This window comes from Massilia antarctica (genome assembly GCF_015689335.1).
GTDB lineage: Bacteria > Pseudomonadota > Gammaproteobacteria > Burkholderiales > Burkholderiaceae_D > Telluria_A > Telluria_A antarctica.
On the sequence record NZ_CP065053.1, the window covers coordinates 6413349 to 6431232 of the forward strand.

20 protein-coding genes are annotated in these 17884 nt (G+C 63.6%); 10 read left to right on the plus strand and 10 right to left on the minus strand.

The features are described 5' to 3' along the window. Positions 1 to 13 precede the first annotated feature (13 nt). On the plus strand, positions 14 to 613 hold the full coding sequence (locus IV454_RS28130; RefSeq protein WP_206088839.1) for a YdeI/OmpD-associated family protein: 600 nt from the start codon (positions 14 to 16) through the stop codon (positions 611 to 613). A gap of 201 nt (positions 614 to 814) precedes the next feature. Here the strand turns inward: IV454_RS28130 and IV454_RS28135 are convergent, their stop codons facing one another. Next, complete coding sequence (locus IV454_RS28135) at positions 815 to 1654, minus strand: alpha/beta fold hydrolase (RefSeq protein WP_229521890.1); 840 nt, start codon at positions 1652 to 1654, stop codon at positions 815 to 817. 65 nt (positions 1655 to 1719) lie between these two features. On the opposite strand from IV454_RS28135, the gene IV454_RS28140 reads away from it, so the two are divergent. The 3 genes from IV454_RS28140 (at position 1720) to IV454_RS28150 (ending at position 3460) form a co-directional block, all read left to right on the plus strand. After that, positions 1720 to 2433 (plus strand): DUF2975 domain-containing protein, encoded by a 714-nt coding sequence (locus tag IV454_RS28140; protein WP_206088840.1) that lies wholly within the window; start codon positions 1720 to 1722, stop codon positions 2431 to 2433. Further along, entirely contained in the window at positions 2433 to 2666 is a 234-nt protein-coding gene (locus IV454_RS28145) for a helix-turn-helix domain-containing protein (RefSeq protein ID WP_206088841.1), read from the plus strand. The genes IV454_RS28140 and IV454_RS28145 overlap by 1 nt, the downstream gene beginning before the upstream one ends. A gap of 452 nt (positions 2667 to 3118) precedes the next feature. Next, entirely contained in the window at positions 3119 to 3460 is a 342-nt protein-coding gene (locus IV454_RS28150; RefSeq protein ID WP_206088842.1) for a gamma-glutamylcyclotransferase family protein, read from the plus strand. A gap of 53 nt (positions 3461 to 3513) precedes the next feature. Here IV454_RS28150 and IV454_RS28155 read toward each other — a convergent pair whose 3' ends face one another. The 5 genes from IV454_RS28155 to alr all read right to left on the minus strand — a co-directional run bounded on the left by IV454_RS28155 (position 3514) and on the right by alr (position 9270). Beyond that, entirely contained in the window at positions 3514 to 4884 is a 1371-nt protein-coding gene (locus IV454_RS28155) for a glutamine synthetase family protein (protein WP_206088843.1), read from the minus strand. A gap of 11 nt (positions 4885 to 4895) precedes the next feature. Beyond that, a complete protein-coding gene (gene fliD / locus IV454_RS28160) occupies positions 4896 to 6263 on the minus strand; it encodes a flagellar filament capping protein FliD (protein ID WP_206088844.1) in 1368 nt (455 codons plus the stop codon). Between the two features lie 150 nt (positions 6264 to 6413). Then, positions 6414 to 6734, minus strand: a complete 321-nt coding sequence (locus tag IV454_RS28165) for a PilZ domain-containing protein (protein WP_282961383.1) — start codon at positions 6732 to 6734, stop codon at positions 6414 to 6416. A gap of 60 nt (positions 6735 to 6794) precedes the next feature. Next, entirely contained in the window at positions 6795 to 8171 is a 1377-nt protein-coding gene (radA, locus tag IV454_RS28170) for a DNA repair protein RadA (protein WP_206088846.1), read from the minus strand. After that, a complete protein-coding gene (gene alr / locus IV454_RS28175) occupies positions 8164 to 9270 on the minus strand; it encodes an alanine racemase (RefSeq protein ID WP_206092878.1) in 1107 nt (368 codons plus the stop codon). The genes radA and alr overlap by 8 nt, the downstream gene beginning before the upstream one ends. Before the next feature lie 127 nt (positions 9271 to 9397). Here alr and lplT point away from each other — a divergent pair, with 127 nt between their 5' ends. Then, positions 9398 to 10660, plus strand: a complete 1263-nt coding sequence (lplT, locus tag IV454_RS28180; RefSeq protein ID WP_206088847.1) for a lysophospholipid transporter LplT — start codon at positions 9398 to 9400, stop codon at positions 10658 to 10660. On the opposite strand, the gene IV454_RS28185 is transcribed toward lplT, so the two are convergent. The 4 genes from IV454_RS28185 to tsaB are packed head-to-tail and all read right to left on the minus strand — an operon-like array spanning position 10661 to position 13650. Beyond that, the gene (locus IV454_RS28185; RefSeq protein ID WP_206088848.1) at positions 10661 to 11620 is read right to left on the minus strand and encodes a DUF1853 family protein; all 960 of its coding nucleotides are present in this window, start codon (positions 11618 to 11620) and stop codon (positions 10661 to 10663) included. Further along, positions 11604 to 12479 carry a uracil-DNA glycosylase gene (locus IV454_RS28190; RefSeq protein ID WP_206088849.1) on the minus strand — a complete coding sequence of 292 codons (876 nt, stop codon included), beginning with the start codon at positions 12477 to 12479 and terminating at the stop codon, positions 11604 to 11606. Before IV454_RS28190 ends, IV454_RS28185 begins: the two co-directional genes overlap by 17 nt. Next, positions 12476 to 12946, minus strand: a complete 471-nt coding sequence (gene rimI / locus IV454_RS28195) for a ribosomal protein S18-alanine N-acetyltransferase (RefSeq protein WP_054263167.1) — start codon at positions 12944 to 12946, stop codon at positions 12476 to 12478. Before rimI ends, IV454_RS28190 begins: the two co-directional genes overlap by 4 nt. After that, a complete protein-coding gene (gene tsaB / locus IV454_RS28200; protein WP_206088850.1) occupies positions 12943 to 13650 on the minus strand; it encodes a tRNA (adenosine(37)-N6)-threonylcarbamoyltransferase complex dimerization subunit type 1 TsaB in 708 nt (235 codons plus the stop codon). Before tsaB ends, rimI begins: the two co-directional genes overlap by 4 nt. 104 nt (positions 13651 to 13754) lie before the next feature. On the opposite strand from tsaB, the gene IV454_RS28205 reads away from it, so the two are divergent. The 5 genes from IV454_RS28205 to IV454_RS28225 all read left to right on the plus strand — a co-directional run bounded on the left by IV454_RS28205 (position 13755) and on the right by IV454_RS28225 (position 17850). Then, the gene (locus IV454_RS28205; protein ID WP_206088851.1) at positions 13755 to 14177 is read left to right on the plus strand and encodes a thioredoxin family protein; all 423 of its coding nucleotides are present in this window, start codon (positions 13755 to 13757) and stop codon (positions 14175 to 14177) included. 125 nt (positions 14178 to 14302) lie between these two features. Beyond that, entirely contained in the window at positions 14303 to 14533 is a 231-nt protein-coding gene (locus IV454_RS28210; protein WP_229521891.1) for a hypothetical protein, read from the plus strand. A gap of 248 nt (positions 14534 to 14781) precedes the next feature. Then, complete coding sequence (locus IV454_RS28215) at positions 14782 to 15567, plus strand: hypothetical protein (RefSeq protein WP_206088852.1); 786 nt, start codon at positions 14782 to 14784, stop codon at positions 15565 to 15567. A gap of 30 nt (positions 15568 to 15597) precedes the next feature. After that, positions 15598 to 16662 carry a tetratricopeptide repeat protein gene (locus IV454_RS28220; protein WP_206088853.1) on the plus strand — a complete coding sequence of 355 codons (1065 nt, stop codon included), beginning with the start codon at positions 15598 to 15600 and terminating at the stop codon, positions 16660 to 16662. Positions 16663 to 16695: 33 nt separating this feature from the next. After that, complete coding sequence (locus IV454_RS28225) at positions 16696 to 17850, plus strand: SEL1-like repeat protein (RefSeq protein ID WP_206088854.1); 1155 nt, start codon at positions 16696 to 16698, stop codon at positions 17848 to 17850. Positions 17851 to 17884 lie beyond the last annotated feature (34 nt).

Genomic DNA, 17884 nt, shown 5'->3' on the forward strand with positions numbered 1-17884 from the left:
GAGGAATGCGGCGATGAATCAGGTAACCGGCACCAATCCCAATGTCGATGCGATGCTGCAAGGGGCGACCAGTTGGCGCGACGAGTTCGCGCTATTGCGAACGATCGCGCTCGACTGCGGCCTGACGGAAGAATTGAAGTGGGGCCAGCCCTGCTACGCGCATGAGGGCAAGAATATCGTCCTCATTCATGGCTTCAAGGAATATTGTGCCGTTCTGTTCTTCAAGGGCGCGCTGCTCGCCGACCCCAAGGGCATGCTGGTCAAGCAGACCGAGAACGTGCAGTCCGCGCGCCAAGCCAGGTTCACCAGCCTCGCGCAGATCACGCGGCAGCGCAAGGCCTTGACGGCCTGCATCCTCGATGCGATCGAGGTGGAACGCGCGGGCCTGAAGGTCGCCTTGAGGGAGACGGCCGAGTTTCCGTTGCCGGAGGAGTTCGGGGCCAGGCTGGCACAGCTGCCGGCGCTCAGGACTGCCTTCGAAGCATTGACACCCGGCCGCCAGCGCGCCTACCTGCTGCATTTTGCCGGCGCCAAGCAGTCGACAACCCGAGCGTCAAGGGTCGAAAACTGCATACCGCTGATCCTCGATGGCATTGGACTCAACGACCGGTGAGCCTCCCGTTCGCCATGGCCCGTGCTCCGATGGCGTTTTCAGCGCAATCGCGCGGACCTGATGAGTTGCTGTACTGGATCTGCGAGCCAGTCCCGCTGACGACCGGCTATTTCCGGCGCTGCCCGACCAGGCCGGTAAGCACGCGGATGACACCCATTCCAGCTACCGATGACGTCAACCTGCCGAGGCCATTTGCATCGTCTACTCCCGGCTCCCCGACCGCTTTTGCGCCATGAGCTCGCGAATTGCGGCGACGACCAGTTCCGGGTTCGCATCCTGAATCCGGTGGTCGGAATCAACGATGACCTTGCGCGCCTTCGGGTACATGGCCTTAAGCGCCGCAACGGTCCGCGGGTCGTCATTCATGACGCCGAAGTCCACGCCGATCGCGCCGGCCGACTTTGGCACATTGAACAAGCGCACCATGGGAATGTCGTCCGGGAACGGCAGGCTTTGAACGATTTCTCCCGTGTGATGAATTTCATCGATCTCGCGCCCCACGGTGTCGCTGAGGAACAGGCGCTTGGCAATGCGGGTGTGCAGTGGAAAATCCTCGGGCCGCTTGATAACGCCTGGATACAAGGAATCCACCAGCACCACGCCCTGCACTTCTTGCGGATACATTCGCGCAAACAGTTGCATATAGAGACCACCCATCGAATGCCCGACCAGCAGGTACGGCGGCCTCAGCCCTTGCTTCTGCAAAACCTGACGCAGCCTTTCTACAATGGTGCGGCCATCGCGCCGGGCGGAGGTGGCTCCACTGCGCCCGTAGCCAGGCCGATTGTAGGCAAACAGCGTCGATTCCTTGCCGATATCGGCTGTGACTTTATTCCATGTATCGAGCGTTTCACGTGCTCCGTTCTCGAACACGACAACGCCGGGCGATTGCGGCACATCGCTTCGTAATAACTCAATCTTCTCGCCGTAGACGGTATCGACTATCGGCGCCGCGGTTGCAGGCAAGAGCAGCGCGGCGATAGTGGCTGCCAGCACGACTTTCGACAGTGCTGCTGCCGCACGTTTGAAACGCATGTTCATCTTCATCACTCCATTCATGTTTAGTCTTGGCCAGCGCATCTGGTTGCAATGGTTGGCCGGCGACCATGCCGCACCCCATTTTTTATCGTAACACGATAAAAAATATTTACGCAACAGTCATTTATTATCAAAAAACAAGGACGTCAAACCGCTTGATACGCCATGCCGCGGTATGCTATGCTATAAAAATTTATTGCAAAACATTCATAATTGATCGTATAAAGATGACGTCGAATCACGCAAAAATCAGCCGCCTGGCCCGCTACTCGCGCTGGGCACTGACCCTGGCCTTGGGTTGTGGCGCACTGATGTGGGGTGCCCTCACCTGGCTGGTCATTGACGGCCAATTTGGATCCTTGTCCTCGGCAAGCATCCACCTGGCCTCTGGTGTTGGATTGCTCAGCGATCTGGACAAGCAACTGCTCGCCGCCCATCCCCTGCTTCTGTGGGGGTACGGCACCTTGGCGCTCGGCATCACTGGCTACGGCGTTCTGCGGCTATTGCGCTTGATGCGAATGTACGAATCAGGTGCCATCTTTGATCGGCGCGCGCCTGCTCACCTGGCGGCGTTTGCCGTGTGCATTGTGGCGCGCGAGTTGCTGGACACCTTGGCGCTACCGCTGCTAACAATGGGAATGGGCGACAGTTCCCGCCCGCTGAGCATTCGTATCGATTCCAGCACCGTGCATGTGCTGTTGATCACCTTCTTGTTCTTTCTGATGTCGCACATCATGGCCGCTGCCTATGTTGTTGCCGACGATAACGAAAAAATCATCTGATGCCAATCATCGTTCGACTTGATTTGATGCTGGCAAAGCGCAAGGTACGTTCACGCGAACTCGCCGCGCATGTCGGCATCACGGAGCAGAATCTATCGCTCTTAAAGGGCGGAAAAGTACGCGGCATCCGCTTCGCCACATTGGCGCTGATTTGCGAATTCCTGGAATGCCAGCCGGGCGACTTGCTGGAGTATCTGCCCGGCGACGAACAAGAGGTCGACGACGCCCTGTAGCGTCCCCATGGGATGAGGGACGCCGACGCCAGCCACGGACCGTCCATCGCTCATTTGGCGCTGCCCACGGCAGACCCGCGACGACCTCGCCCAAGGAGAATTCGATGGCTCGGCTTGCCCAGCGTTCGCTTCTCTCGAGCGAGAAGGCGGGTTACCTCAAAGATAGCGTACAACGCGTCTTCGAAAGGCGACATCTTGAAAAGAACAAGGCATCCGGGTCGTCAAACATGTTGTCGTCCGTGCCGGGCGTGCCTGCGAAGCACTGGAGCAATTAGTCGCAAGGCAATTGTGCGTAGAACTTTGGGGTACTGGCATCGACCATCGCAAGAAGGTCCGTGTTCCCCGGCCCGTACGCCGACGGATTTTCAAGTGCATACTACATACCGCATGACGCCAATCCGCTCACATCAACGTTGAGCATGGCGAACTTACTTCAATAAAAACTCCCACCTATGACGCAACTTCTCTTTTCGTATGGAACGCTTCAGCAGCGTGATGTGCAACTGGCCACCTTTGGCCGGGAGCTCCACGGCACGGCCGACCAATTGCCAGGTTTTCATGCATCAATGGTGAAAATTGAAGACCCGCAGGTCGTCAAGACAAGTGGGAAGAGTCACCATCCCATCGTTAAACAGACGGGTATCGCGGAAAACCGCGTTGCTGGAACCGCCTTCGAGGTGACGGATGATGAACTCGTGCATGCGGATCAGTATGAAGTATCAGACTACACGCGCGTCTCGGCCTTACTCTCCTCCGGACGAACGGCTTGGGTGTATGTGGACGCGCGTGCATAGCACGATCCGCACATCGAATTCAGGCAGGCGTACACTTGCGCTCGGCTTCTGTCCTACACGTGCAGCAATAAGTGCTCGCGTTCCCAGGGGCTGATCACCGTCATGAATTCGAGGTGTTCCTGGTCCTTGATGGCCGCATACACGTCGACGAAGCGCTCGCCCAACACTGCGCGCAGCTTGTCCTCGGCGCGCAGCAGGTGCAGCGCTTGCGGCAAGCCCCGCGGCAGCTCGAAGTCGAGCGCGTGCGCGCTGCCGGCCGTCATCGGGCTCGGTGCGATTTCCTCCGTCATGCCAAGGTAGCCGCACGCCAGGGTCACGGCGAAGGCCAGATATGGATTGGCATCGGCACCGATCACCCGGTTTTCCACCGTGCGGCCCTGCGGCGTCGATTCCGGCACCCGAAACCCGACTGTGCGGTTATCCAGCCCCCATTGCACATTGATGGGCGCGGTGGTGTGGCGCACGATGCGCCGGTAGGAATTGACATAGGGCGCCGCGAGCGCCATCGCCGCCGGCATGTAGCGCTGCAGCCCGCCGATGTAGTGATAAAAAGCGGGCGACGGCGCCCCTTCCGGCGTGCTGAACAGATTCAAGCCAGTGCGGCTGTCGGTCACGCCCTGGTGCACATGCATCGCCGAGCCCGGTTCGTTGGCCAGCGGCTTGGCCATGAAGGTGGCGTACATATTGTGCTTGAGCGCTGCCTCGCGCAGGGTGCGCTTGAAGAAGAACACATTGTCGGCCATGGTCAAGGGCTCGCACGAGAGCAGGTCGATGCCGAACTGGCCGGCGCCAATTTCGTGGATCAGGGTGTCGACATCGAGCTGCATGAGGTCGCAGAAATCGTAGATATCCTCGAACAGCGGGTCGAATTCGTTGACGGCATCGATGCTGTAGATCTGGCGGCTGGTTTCGGCCCGCCCGCTGCGGCCGATGGGCGAGCGCAGCGGCAGGTCCGGGTCGTTGTTGCGCGCGGTTAGGTAAAACTCCAGTTCCGGCCCCACATTAGGCGACCAGCCCTTGTCCGCGTACAGCTTGAGCACGCGCCGCAACACGCTGCGCGGGGCGAAATCGACCAGGCTGCCGTCGGAAAAATAACAGTCGTGGATGACCTGGGCGGTGGGATCGAGCGCCCACGGCACCACGGTGATGGTGGACGGGTCGGGCCGCAGCACCATGTCGCGGTCGGTCTCGGAAATCGCGCGGAAATAGGCGACGTCGTTGGCCGGAAAGTTGCCGGTGACAGTCATGCCGAGCACGGCTTCGGGCATGCGCATGCCGCGTTCGTCGGTGAATTTGGTACGCGGAAGGATCTTGCCGCGCGCAACGCCGGTCAGGTCCGGTACCAGGCATTCGATTTCGGTGACCTGGCGCTGGTTCAGCCACAGGTCCATATCGCTATACGTAAAGTTCTTGCGTACTGCCATTCCACATCTCCTCAAGCCAGGAAATCGAACAAGGACTTGGCGCCCCCTCCCGGCAAGCCCGGCAAGGCGCTGTTGGCGCCGCCACCCTGGCTCACTTCCGTGTAACGCGCTACCAGGTTGGTGGCCTGCGCCGTCAGCGCGCTGGTCAGGGCGGTTTTCTGGCTCGCCAGGGTAGCGATGCCGCGATCGGCAATCAGTTTTTCCTTGCCGATGCTGCTGCCGGCGCCGAGCAACTGGCCAAGTTGAGAGTCGAGCTTGTCGGCAATGCCCTTGCCGCCATCGGTGAACAACTTGCCGATCGCCGCGGGGTCGGCCAGCACTGCCGCGTCCAGCGCCTTTGCGTCGACCTTGAGGGTGCCGTTTTTATCGAGCGTGATGCCGGCTTTTTCCAGCGCGGCGCTGTTGCTGCGTACCATATTGGTCAACTCTTCCTGCGCCTGGCGCAATGCCGGGTCGGACTTGAGGCTGCCCTGCTGCAAGGTTTGCAAGGTCGACGTCACCTTGTTATAGCCATCGATCAAATTGCCGATATTTTTAGCGATGGCGCCATTTTCCTGCGCCACGACCACTTTGGAACTGCCTTTGCCGGCGAGCGCCAGCGCCGTGCCGCCGATCTGACCCGTGATGACATTGCTGGAACTGGTAATCCGCTTGCCGTCGATGTTGAGCACGGCATCCTGGGCGGCACTGCCCGCCGTCAAATTTTTAAGCCCGGCCGGATTGTAGGCAAGCAGTTTCTCGACCGCCGCATCGCCCCCGGCGCTGATGCGCATGCTGCCAGCCGCGCCCTCCGGTCCGGTGAGCTCGAGCGCGTAGCCGGCGCTGCTTTTGACGATGGTGGCATCGATGCCTGCCGCCTTGAAGGCGTCGGCCATGCCCTGCAGGGTATTGTTGCTGCTGTCGATGGTGATCGAACGGGCGCTGCCGTTGGGTGCGAATGCGCTGCCGGATTCCGTGCCGAACTCGACCTTGATGGCGGTGGCCGCGCCGCTGCCGATGACCACGTCCTTGTCTTTCTGCGGACGCGCCAGCAGGGTTTGCGACTGCGCAAGCTGCTGGACATCGATGGCATACGTGCCCATTTTGGCGCCGGTCATGGTCAGGGCAGTCAGTACGCTCGGGCTGGAGGACGTGGCCCCCGTCTGCATGCCCGCGCCGGACAAGGACTGGGTCAGCGACTGGAAGCTGGCCAGGGCGCTTTGCAGCTGGCCGAGGCCGGACAGGCGGGTCTGGTCGCGCGTGAGCTGGCCGCTGAGTTTCTGGATGCCGGCATTTTGCGCCAGCAAGGTTTTGCTGACCCGTCCGACCATCTCGGCGGAGCTGGCACTGCCCGCATTGAGCCCGTTCAGCACATTGTTGGAATTGATGGGCAGCGCCATGGCGAGGTACCTCTGTGTACGTTTTAACGTAAAGGTAACACACTCGCCTGCGGCGCCGCGTTCAAATTCCTGACGGAGACGTGAGGCAGATCAAGGGCTTCGGGGAAGAAGCTTGTGCCGGCTCAGGAGCCCCCCGGCGAACGACCGCGCTCAGCGCATGAATTTGGCCAGCTGCGTCATTCCCGACAAGCTGAGATTAAGGAAATTGAACCCGACCTTGAAGTCACCATGGCTGAGAATGCAATACGAGGCGCGCGAACGCACCTCGATCGCGGTCACGCTGCCCTCTACCGGCAGGTTAAAACGCAGCAGCGCATCCACGCCCACCTGGATCGGATCGGGCGACATGACGCAGATGCCACTCGACCCGATATCGACCGTGCGCACCGTCACCGGCGCAAAGCCGTCCACCACCACGACGGCCTTGACCTTCAAAATTTTTCGCTGTGACTGTCGTTGTTCATTAAGCACATTGCACCCATTGGCATATCCGATATTTACATTGTAATGCCAAATGGCAATAAATGTTAACTAATCGAGCTCGCGCAGTTTATTAAATGCCTCATCGATACGCTCGACCGCGACAATGGTCATGCCTTCGATTTTTTGCTTCGGCACATTCGCCTTGGGAATCATCGCGATTGAAAAACCCAGCTTGGCCGCTTCGCGCAAGCGTTCCTGGCCGCGCGGTGCCGGCCGGATTTCGCCCGCCAGCCCCACTTCACCAAACACCACCAGCCCGCGCGGCAATGGCTTACTGCGCATCGACGAGTTAATCGCCAGCAGTACCGCCAGGTCGGCCGCCGGTTCGGTGATCTTGACCCCGCCCACCGCATTGATGAAGACATCCTGGTCGAAGGCGGCGATGCCGGCGTGCCGGTGCAGCACGGCCAGCAGCATCGCCAGCCGGTTTTGCTCCAGCCCCACCGACAGGCGCCGCGCATTGGGCAGGTGGCTGGTATCGACCAGCGCCTGGATTTCGACCAGCAAGGGGCGCGTGCCCTCCTGCGTCACCATCACGCACGAACCCGGCACCTGGTTGTCGTGCTGCGACAAAAACAGCGCCGACGGGTTGGACACCCCTTTCAGTCCTTTTTCCGTCATCGCGAACACGCCCAGCTCGTTCACCGCGCCGAAACGGTTCTTGATGGCCCGCACCAGCCGGAAACTGGACTGGGGATCGCCCTCGAAATACAGCACCGTATCGACAATATGTTCCAGCACGCGGGGACCGGCCAGCGCACCCTCTTTGGTCACGTGGCCAACCAGGATGATGGTCACCCCGGTCTGCTTGGCCACCCGCGTGAGCTGGGCGGCGCACTCGCGCACCTGCGCCACCGAACCGGGCGCCGAGGTGAGCGCGTCGGAATACACGGTCTGGATCGAGTCGATCACCGCCACCTCGGGCTTCAGGTCGGCCAGGGTCCCGAGGATCTTCTCGAGTTGGATCTCGGCCTGCAGTTTAAGTTCCTTGCCATCGACCCCGAGGCGGCGCGCGCGCAGGGCGATCTGGGCGCCCGATTCCTCGCCGCTCACATACAAGGTACTCTTACTATGCGAGATATTGGCCAAGGCCTGCAGCAGCAGGGTCGATTTGCCGATGCCGGGGTCGCCGCCGATCAGCACCACCCCGCCCGACACCAGGCCGCCGCCCAGCACGCGGTCGAACTCCTCGATGCCGGTGCCGAAACGCGGCACGTCGACCGCCTCGATGTCGGCCAGCGACAACACCGGCGCTGTCTGCGCCAGGCTCTTGTGCTGGGTTTGCGAAAGGCGGTTCACACCCGGCGTGTCGACCACCGTCTCGACCATCGTGTTCCACTGATGGCAAGCCGTGCACTGCCCCGTCCATTTGCTGCTGATCCCGCCGCAGTCGCTGCAGGTGTATTGCGTTTTAGCTTTAGCCATTGAAATCCAGGTTGCCTTCCACGACGCGCACGCGGGGCGCCAGCGCGCACATTAATTCATAGCCGATGGTGCCGGCGGCGTTGGCCACGGTATCGATCGGGAGCCCGGCGCCCCACAAGATGACCTTGCTGCCCACGCCGGCATGCGGCACGTGGGTCAGGTCGACCGCCATCATGTCCATCGAAACCCGCCCCACCAGCTTGGTGAGGATGCCATCGACCATGATTGGGGTGCCGTGCGGGGCGTGGCGCGGGTAGCCGTCGGCGTAGCCGCAGGCAACGATGCCGACCGTCATCGGCCATTCGGCCTGGAAGCCGCTGCCATAGCCGACCGAGTCGCCCGCCACCAGATCTTGCACGCCGATGATTTCGCTGGCCAGGGTCATGGTCGGATGCAGGTCGAAGGCGGCCGCGCTGCGTCCGCCGGGCGTGCCTCCGTACAACATGATGCCGGGGCGTACCCAGTCGTTCGACAATTCGGCCGCCAGCGCCGCCTGGTGCAGCACGCCGCCCGAGTTCGACAGGCTGCGCTGGCCCTGCAAGCCATCCGCGCCAAGGCAGAAGCGGCGCACCTGTTCGAGCACGGTCAGGCGCGGATGTTCGAGTTCGTCGGCGTTGGCGAAGTGGGTCATCAGGGTGATCTCGCGCACCTGCGGGATGGCGCGCAGACGGGCGTAGGCGGCGCCGAACGCTTCCGGCCGGAAACCGAGCCGGTTCATGCCGGTGTTCATTTTCAGGTGTACGTCGATGGGACCGCTCAAGCTGGCTTGTTCCAGCATGGCGATCTGTTCGACCGCATGCACGGCGCTGTTGAGCTGGTGGCGCACCAGCAAGTCGACGTCGCTGGCATCGAAGATCCCTTCCAGCAAGAGGATCGGGCGGGTCCAGCCCAGTTCGCGCAGGCGCACCGCGTTCTCGGTTTCGATCAGGGCCAGGCCATCGGCATCGGCGAAGCCGCGCATGCCGCGTTCTAGCCCGTGGCCGTAGGCGTTGGCCTTGACGACCGCCCAGACCTTGGCGTGCGGTGCGCAGTCTCGCGCCCGCATCAGGTTATGCTGCATGGAATCTATATGAATCGTGGCGATAAGCGGGCGCGGCATGGTGCGGAATGGAGTGATTGGCAAGCTGCCATTTTACCGGACGCAGCCCGCCACGACATGCCGATTTCTTTGGCTTCCCAGCCATTCATGGTATAAAGCAACCCACACTAGCTTTTAGACATCTCGAATGAATCGTGGTTTTTACACCATCATGGCGGCGCAGTTTTTTTCGTCGCTGGCGGACAACGCCCTGCTCTTCGTGGCGATTGACCTGCTGATCTCCATGAACGCGCCAGCTTCGCTGACGCCTTTGCTCAAGCTGTCCTTCGTCCTTTTTTATGTGCTCCTTGCGCCGTTCGTGGGCGCTTTCGCCGACTCCATGCCCAAGGGCAAAGTGATGTTCATCGCGAATCTGGTCAAGGTGGCCGGTTGCGCCCTCATCTTCTTCCACGTCCACCCGCTGCTCGCCTACGCGGTGGTCGGCTTCGGCGCGGCAGTGTATTCACCGGCCAAGTACGGCATCCTGACTGAATTGTTACCACCAGAAAAACTCGTCGCCGCGAATGGCTGGATCGAAGGCCTGACCGTGATGTCGATCATCCTCGGCACCGTCATGGGCGGCGCGCTGGTCAGCGCCAAGGCCTCGGCCTTCATGCTGGGCCTGGACGTACCGATGGTCGATACCGGCATCGACACCACCACCGAAGCGGCGCTGTGCGTGGTGGTGGCGGTCTACATCCTGGCCACCATCTTCAACCTGCGCATTCCCGACACCCTGGCCAAGTACGCCCATCAGGAGCGCAATCCGGCCAGGCTCATCGCCGACTTCGCCAACTGCTCTTCCCTGCTGTGGAAAGACAAGCTGGGCCAGATTTCGCTGGCCGTGACCACCCTGTTCTGGGGCGCCGGCGCAACCTTGCAGTTCATCGTGCTCAAGTGGGCCGAGAAATCGCTGCACATGCCGCTCGACAAAGCCACCACCCTGATCGGCATCGTCGCGCTCGGCGTGGCCGTGGGCGCCGCCGCCTCGGCCAAGATGATTCCACTGAAAAAATCCCTGACCGTGATCCCGCTCGGCATCGCCATGGGTGTCGTGGTCATGTGCATGACCATGGTCCATTCGGTCTTGATCGCCTACCCGCTGCTGCTGCTGATCGGCGTGCTGTCCGGCTTCTTCGTGGTGCCGATGAATGCGCTGCTGCAACACCGCGGCCACGTGCTGATGAGCGCCGGCCATTCGATCGCCGTGCAGAATTTCAATGAGAACCTGTCGATCCTGACCATGCTGGCCATTTACGCCATCCTGATCACGCTCAATGTGGAACTCAATATCGTGATCGTCGGCTTCGGCCTGTCGGTGGCCGGCATCATGTACCTGATCATGCGCAAGCATAAGGTGAACCAGGCCGAGCACGATTCGCTGGCCCTGATCGGCGAGCACAAGCACTGATCAGGCGGGCTGCCCGCTCATTTGCTGGCGGAAAGCGGCGCGCCCCCGCCAGTCGTTGGGGACGATGAAACCGCGTCCCGTTTCCACCAGGCCGCCGTCCACCGCACGCACCTTGGCCACCAGCACCGGCATCGGCACCGTGGCGAACTTGTCCGCCAGGGCGGCCTGCAATTGTTCCCGACTGAGTAAAGCGGCATCGTCGCGCGCGCGGAACGGCGCCAGCCATTGCAGGCGCGGCAAGATCACAAAGGCGTCCGGCGCCAGGGCGGCCACCTCGTCGAGCGCGCACCAGAAGCCACGGCAATGCTGGCCGGAGATACCCTCCATCGCCTGCCCCGCGCCGCCCGGATAGAACAGCCATCCCTTGACCAATGCCCGCGCCCGTGTCACCGGACGCGGCAGCACGGCTTGTGCCGCCGGATGCGTGCCCAGCGCCAGCTGCTTCTCAAAAATCTTGCGCATCTTGGCGCCCAGGCTGTCGGCCAGGTTGGGGCCGACAAAGGTATCGAAGCCCGATGCCGCCTCCCCTTCAAGCAGATAGAATTTGGTGGCGAATTCGATATGTTCGAGGCCGCCGTCGCCATGATCGAGCAGGAAGTCGAACTCGCCGACCGTATCGTTGCGGCTGGCGCGCACTTGCAGGCCGTGCGCCACCAGCAAGCCATGTTCCTGGAAATAGAAGGCCATCAGCTTTTCCGCATACAGGCCCAGGCGCGTGTAGTTGCGCGTACCCAGGGCCGCCAACAGGGGCGCGGGATTGCTGTCCAGGCGCAGCAGCCAGTCGTCGACCGCCGCCGGCAGCACGCCCAGGCTGGCGATCTTGCCTTCCCAGTGCGGGTCGGCCGGATCGAGCAGGTCGGGCGCATGCAGCAGCCAGGCCAGCGCGCGCACGTGCGGCTGCGCCAGCTGTCCCCAGCGGCGCTCGAAACCAGCCTGGTAGTTCTCAGCCGGGGCGGCCATCGTGCGCACGCGCCAGGCACAGGTCGGCCCAGGCCAGCGCCTTGTCGGCGCCACGCCGCAGCAGCTCGCCCGGATGCAGGGTGGCCACCAGTTTGACGCCGCCCACCTCGTGCACCTGCCCGCGCGAGCCGGCCAGCGGCTCCTGCAGCGGCTTACCTTGCAAGGCGTTGGCGGCGATCTGGCCGAGCGTGAGCACCAGCGGCGCACCGGACAGGGCCAGCTCGCGGTCCAGGTAGGGACGGCAGGCCAGCGCTTCCTCGGCGCTCGGGGCGCGGTCGCCGCCGTTGGCGCTGGTGGGCCGACATTTGATCAGGTTGGTCACATACACATTGCTCTCGCGCGAGAGCTCGACCGCGGCCAGCATGTTGGCCAGCAGCTTGCCCGGCTCGCCAGAGACTGGCTGGCGTTCTTTTTCGTCGGAGACGGTCGAGGCGCCGGCGGCCACGAACCAGCGCGCCTGCTGCGCGCCGTTGCCGTAGACCGGCTTGCGCCCGCCCTTGCACAGGCCGCAGCGGGTGCAGTTGGCGATGGCGTTCTTGAGCTGCGCCCAGTCCATGGCGGCGATCTCTTCCTCGGTCGGCGGCGGGCCGGGCGGCTCCTCGCCCCAGGCCGAATCGGTGGCGGGGCTGGCCGCCGGCCGCGCGGCTTTGGTCACGGCGGTAGGCACGGCGGTAGGCACCGCGGCAGGCACGGAGGCAGGCGCGGCGGCAGGCGCGGCGGCAGACAGGGGATCAGCGTGCGGCGCGGGCACTTCCAGCTCGTCGGGCAGTGCCTCGTCCGGCATGGCGTCGCGCAAGGTCCACAGCGGGCCAATGCCCATCTCCTGCAAAAACGCATTGTCGCGCGCGCTGGTACTCATAAGACAAACCTCATCACGATGGCATCCTCGCGCTTGCCGTCATGGGCGGGATAGTAGCCGCGCCGACGGCCGATTTCGGCGTAACCATATTTTTCATAGACCGCCAGCGCGCGCAGGTTGGACGGACGCACTTCGAGCAGGATCGAGTCCATCGACAGCCCGCGCGCGCAGGCGGCGACCTTGTCGAGCAGATAGCGTCCCAGGCCCTCTCCCTGGCGCCCGGCGGCCACGGCCACGTTGAGCAGATGCGCTTCGTCCACCACCGCCATGAGCAGATAGTAGCCGAGCAGCGCGCCGTCGCGGTCGCGCAGCACCCAGGCGTTGTAGCCGCTGCCGAGCGAGTCGGCGAAATTACCGCGCGTCCAGGGATGCGGATACACCTGCTTTTCGAGCGCGAACACCTCGTCGATGTCGGCCACCACCATCGGCGCGTAAAGCAGGTGGTCGTCGTCGCGCACCGCACTCATGCGGCAGCCTTGGCGGCGTTGATCACGCTGCGTTCCGCGCTGGTGTAGGCGATCTTGTTGCGCAGGTACAGCGGCTGGGCCTGGGCCGCGCCAAGCGCCTCGCCAGCCGCCAGCGCGCCGCGTCCGAGCAGGGCCATCTGGGCGGCGTGCGGCATGATCTCCGGATACGCCTGGGCGAACCCGAAGGCGTCCGGATAGGCCGCCAGGCCGTTGCCGCAGGCCGCCAGCGGACCATCCACCGGCAGCGGCGCCACGGCACCGGGCGCGCACAAGGTCGGCGCGTGCAGCACCTCCCAGCGCGCGGCCGCATCGTCGTAGCGGTATTGGGCCCAGTAGACTTCGCCCATGCGGGCGTCGAGCACGGCCACGACATCGGTGGCGCCATGCTGCTGGCGGCAAGCCACGGCCATCGCTTCCAGGGTGACCAGGGATAGCACCGGCAGGGCGGCGCCATAGGCCAGGCCCTGGGCGATGCCGCAGGCGGTGCGCACGCCGGTAAACGAACCGGGACCGGCACCGAAGGCGATGGCGTCGCATTCCTTGAGCGCGATGCCGGCTTCGGCCAACAGTTCCTGCACCATCGGCAGGATCGATTGCGAGTGGGTGCGCACGCCCGACGATTCGCGGAACAGGACGGCATCGCCGCGCAGCAAGGCGCAGGACGCCATCTCGGAGGAGGTTTCAATAGCGAGAATAATAGACATGCCGTATTTTAACCTGACGGCGCCTCGCCTTGGCGCCTCGCCTTGGCGCCCCGCCTTGGCGGTTTGCCAAGCGGGCCATCGCCGGCCGAGGTAGAATGCCGCACATGCACAGCCACACACTCAGCTCCGACAACCGCGCCTCCATTGCGCAAGCGCTGGACGGCGACCGTTGGATCGTCGCCTGCCTGTGCGCCGCGTGGTGCGGCACGTGCGCGTCCTACCGCGCCGCCTTCGAGGGCCTGGCCGCGCGCCACCCCGACAAGCACTTCGTCTGGATCGATATCGAAGACCAGGCCGAGGTGGTGGGCGATCTCGATGTCGATAACTTCCCTACCCTGCTGATCCAGCGCCACGACATGGTGACCTTTTTCGGCACCATGCTGCCCGACCCGGCCCTGGCCGAACGGCTGATCCAGGCCCAGGTGGCCCAATCGGACGAGGAACTGGCCGTCCAGGCGCGCAGCAGCGACGAGCGCCGCCTGTGGCAGCAGCAATGCAACCTGCGCGCGCTGCTGCGACCCGCCTGACACAGGGAACAAAGAACGCTCGTTTGAGTCAAGTCAACAGCACCGGAAGAGGGATAGCCGACCATCGTATAGCTCGGTTGACAACTTTTTTGAAAGCGCTAATGATGGACCACATGGAAGCCCGAATGATCAAACTCGAATCGGTGACAGAAAAAATCCTCGAGCGTCTTGCGGCGGTTGAGCGCGACGTTGCCGTCATTCGCGCCAATTACGCCACCAAGGCAGACCTGGCTGCGGTGGAAGCCTCGCTGCGGGCCTCAATAGCGTCGCTTGAAGCCACCATGCTCACATGGTTCATTTGGACTGCCATCGCGCTGGCAAGCCTGGCTTTTACAGCAGCAAAACTTATCAACTAGCCTGCCAATACCCCTGCTCCATCCCCGCAAGCCGGGGATTTTTTACGCCCAAAAGCCGCGTCCGCCCCTATCCCCGACCCGGCATGACATGGCACTTGCGCGAATATTGTCCTTAGAGCACCATTTACTGGTATTCTGTCGACCCTCGTGTAACGATTAAAACTCTTCTAAAACGACATCGGGAGCGACGCCGGCCACAGCCAGCCGGCGCGCCATACCGCTGCCCGATTGGATCACCGCGCCCCCGAATGAACCTTAAACGACTCCTGAGCCTGATCCTGATCGCCACCCTGGCCGGCCCCACCCTGGCGGCCGCCGCGTCCGCGACCGCCACGACCGGTGCCAAGACAACCCAGGGCGGCGCCGACTTCAACGCATGGTTCGACGCCCGCATGAAAGTGGCGCAGAAAGCCATGAGCGAGAAGCGCTACGCCCAGGTCAGGGAAGTGGTGCAGGAACTCGAAAAGGCATTGACACGGGTCGACCCGGCCTACGACGACAAGTCGCAATGGGCTTACGTGCTCGACTTCAAGCGCTTCGTCCTGTATGAGATGGGCGACCAGGAAGCGGCCGTGGCCAGTTGCCGCCAAAGCGTCGACGTGCTCGGCGCCAACGACTGGCCCTACCTGGCCGAATTCAACGTGGTGCGCGCCGCGCGCCGCGCCTGTCACAACATGCTCGCCTACGAGCAAAGCGCGGTGGCCACCACCGTCGCCCAGCACGAAGCGGCCATCGCCCAGATCGAACTGTGCTTCAAGACCGTCGCGCCGATCGAAGACGTCTCGGTGCTCGATAATTTTTACGAAACGCGCGCCACGGTGTATCTCAAAGCCAATGCGGTGACCAAGAACAAATACCAGCAGCAATTGTTCGATACCTTGGTCCGCGCCGATGAGCGCCAGCTGGCGCTCGACGAAGATCCGCAGTTTGCCGGCATCATGAAGTCGCCCGCCTACCTGAATTTCAAGAAGGAATACAAGAAGGATCGCAAAAACAGTTCCAGGAACACTTCGGATAACAAAGAATCGACCTGAGCTTCATTCACCTGACTGCCCGCTGACACCATGCTCCTTTCCGCCCGCACCGCCATCATGAAAACCTCGATCGCCGCCGCCTGCCTGGCCTTGTCCTTGGCCGCCCACGGCGCGGCGCCCCAGCCGCCCGCCGACGACACCGTACGCGCCCGGATCGACAGCCTGGGCGACAGCACCATCGCCGCCCTGGTCGTCGAGCAGCGCTGGACCGAGGTGCTGCCGCTGGCACGCGCCTGGACCCGCAGCAATCCGGGCTCGGCGCGCGCCTGGTACTACCTCGGCAAGGCCCAGCACCACCTCGACAAGACCGCCGAGGCCGAAACCTCGCTCAAGCGCGCCCTGGCCCTGGCGCCGGACGATGCCCAGACCCTCAACGAGCTGGGCATCATCGCCAACAGCCGCGACAAGCGCGAAGCGGCCATCGGCTACTACGAGCGCGCCCACAAGGCCGACCCGACCCTGCCGGCGGTGGCCGAGAACCTGGGCGCGGTACTGGCCGCGTCCGGCAAATACCAGCCTGCCCGCACGGCGCTGCTGAACGCCATCGAACTCGATCCATCCAGCAGCTTCGCCTGGCATACCCTCGGCACGGTGCACGAAAAGCTCGGCCAGATGGCGGAAGCGGAACAGGATTACCGCAAGGCGCTGGAACTGGCGCCGGCCCGCGAAAACACCGCCGTCGCGCTGGCCTCGCTGCTCCATGCGCAAGGCAAGTATGCCTACGCCCTGCAGGTCTACCGCACCGCGGTGCGGCAGCGCGCCGACGACCCGGCCGTGTGGCACGGCATGAGCAATTCGATGGCCTCGATCGGGCGCATCGACGACGCCGTCAACGCCAGCCGGCGCGCAATCCGCCTCGACCCCACCTACGCCGCCGCCTGGCACGGGCTGGGCGTGCGCTATTTGCAAAAGCGCAATTTCGCCAAGGCCCTGATCGCCCTGAACAAATCGGTCGTCCTCGATCCGGGCTCGGCCAATGCATGGACCAGCCTGGTCGTGCTGCACAGCCTGCGCCAGGACCAGCCGGCCAAGCGCAAGGCGCTCGAGCGCCTGCGCAAGCTCGACCGCGCCGCCGCGGATAGCCTCAGCAAGTAACTCACCCTCTTTATCAGCACACACGCCCACGCCATGAACATCGCCCTCCGCCCCCTGCTCGCCAGCGTCGCTGTCGCCTTCTTCTTGTCCGGCTGCGCCAGCGCGCCGGCCACGGATACCGCCAAAACCGCGCCCCAGTACGGCGTGCTGGTCCAGAACGGCAAGCTGACCGAAGAAGGCGAACTGCGGCGCGACCTGGGACTCGAACACTCGGCCGCCGGGCGCCACGGCGCCGCCTACGCCCAGTGGCTGCCGCTGGCCGAACAGGGCCATAGCGAATCGCAGTTCAATCTGGGCCTGATGCTGCGCGACGGCCTCGGCGTGCCGGCCGACCCCGCCAAGTCGCTCGAATGGACGCGCAAGGCGGCCGCCGCCAACTATCCGGACGCCTACCTGGCGCTGGGCGTGCGCCATGCCAATGGCACCGGCGTGAACAAGGATCCGGCCGAAGCGCTGCGCCTGTGGCGCCAGGGCGCCGCGCTGGGCGACGCCAACAGCGCCTTCTACGCCGGCCAGGCCCTGTTCTTCGGCCTGGACGTGGCGCGCGACGGCCCCGGCGGCCTCAAGCTGCTGCTGCAGGCGGCCCAGGCCGACACGCCCAGCGTGCGCGCCCAGTCGATCCTCGGCATGATCTACCTGACCGGCGAGGAAGGCGTGCCGCGCGACTACGCCAAGGCGCGCCAGTGGCTGTCCCTGGCCGCGGCCGGCGAGGAAAGCCAGGCCCAGCACCACCTGGGCGTGATGTACCAGTTCGGGCGCGGCGGCCCGGCCGACCAGCGTAAAGCGGTGGCCTGGTACGAACGCGCCGCGCGCCAGGGCAATCCGGCCTCGCTCAACAACCTGGGTACCTTCTACAAGAACGGCAAGGTCTTGCCGAAAGACGTGAAAAAGGCGCGCGAGTACTTCGAGCGTGCCCACGAGGGCGGCAATCTGGACGGCACGGTGAACCTGGGCGACATGCTGTTCATGGGCCGCGGCGGCGCGGCCGAGCGCGACAAGGCGGTGGCGCTGTACAAGCAGGCCGCCGACGCGGCGCATGCACCGGGCCAGTGCCGCTATGCGCGCGCGCTGCGCCATGGCGAAGGCGTGGCCGCCAATGCCGACGAAGCGGCGCTGTGGCTGGGCAAGGCCAGGGCCGCGAAACAGGCGTGCGACATCCAGCTGCCGCTTGCCGCTTTCCTGAAATAATCTCCAGCGCGCCGTGCGCCGATGGACCCGGCGC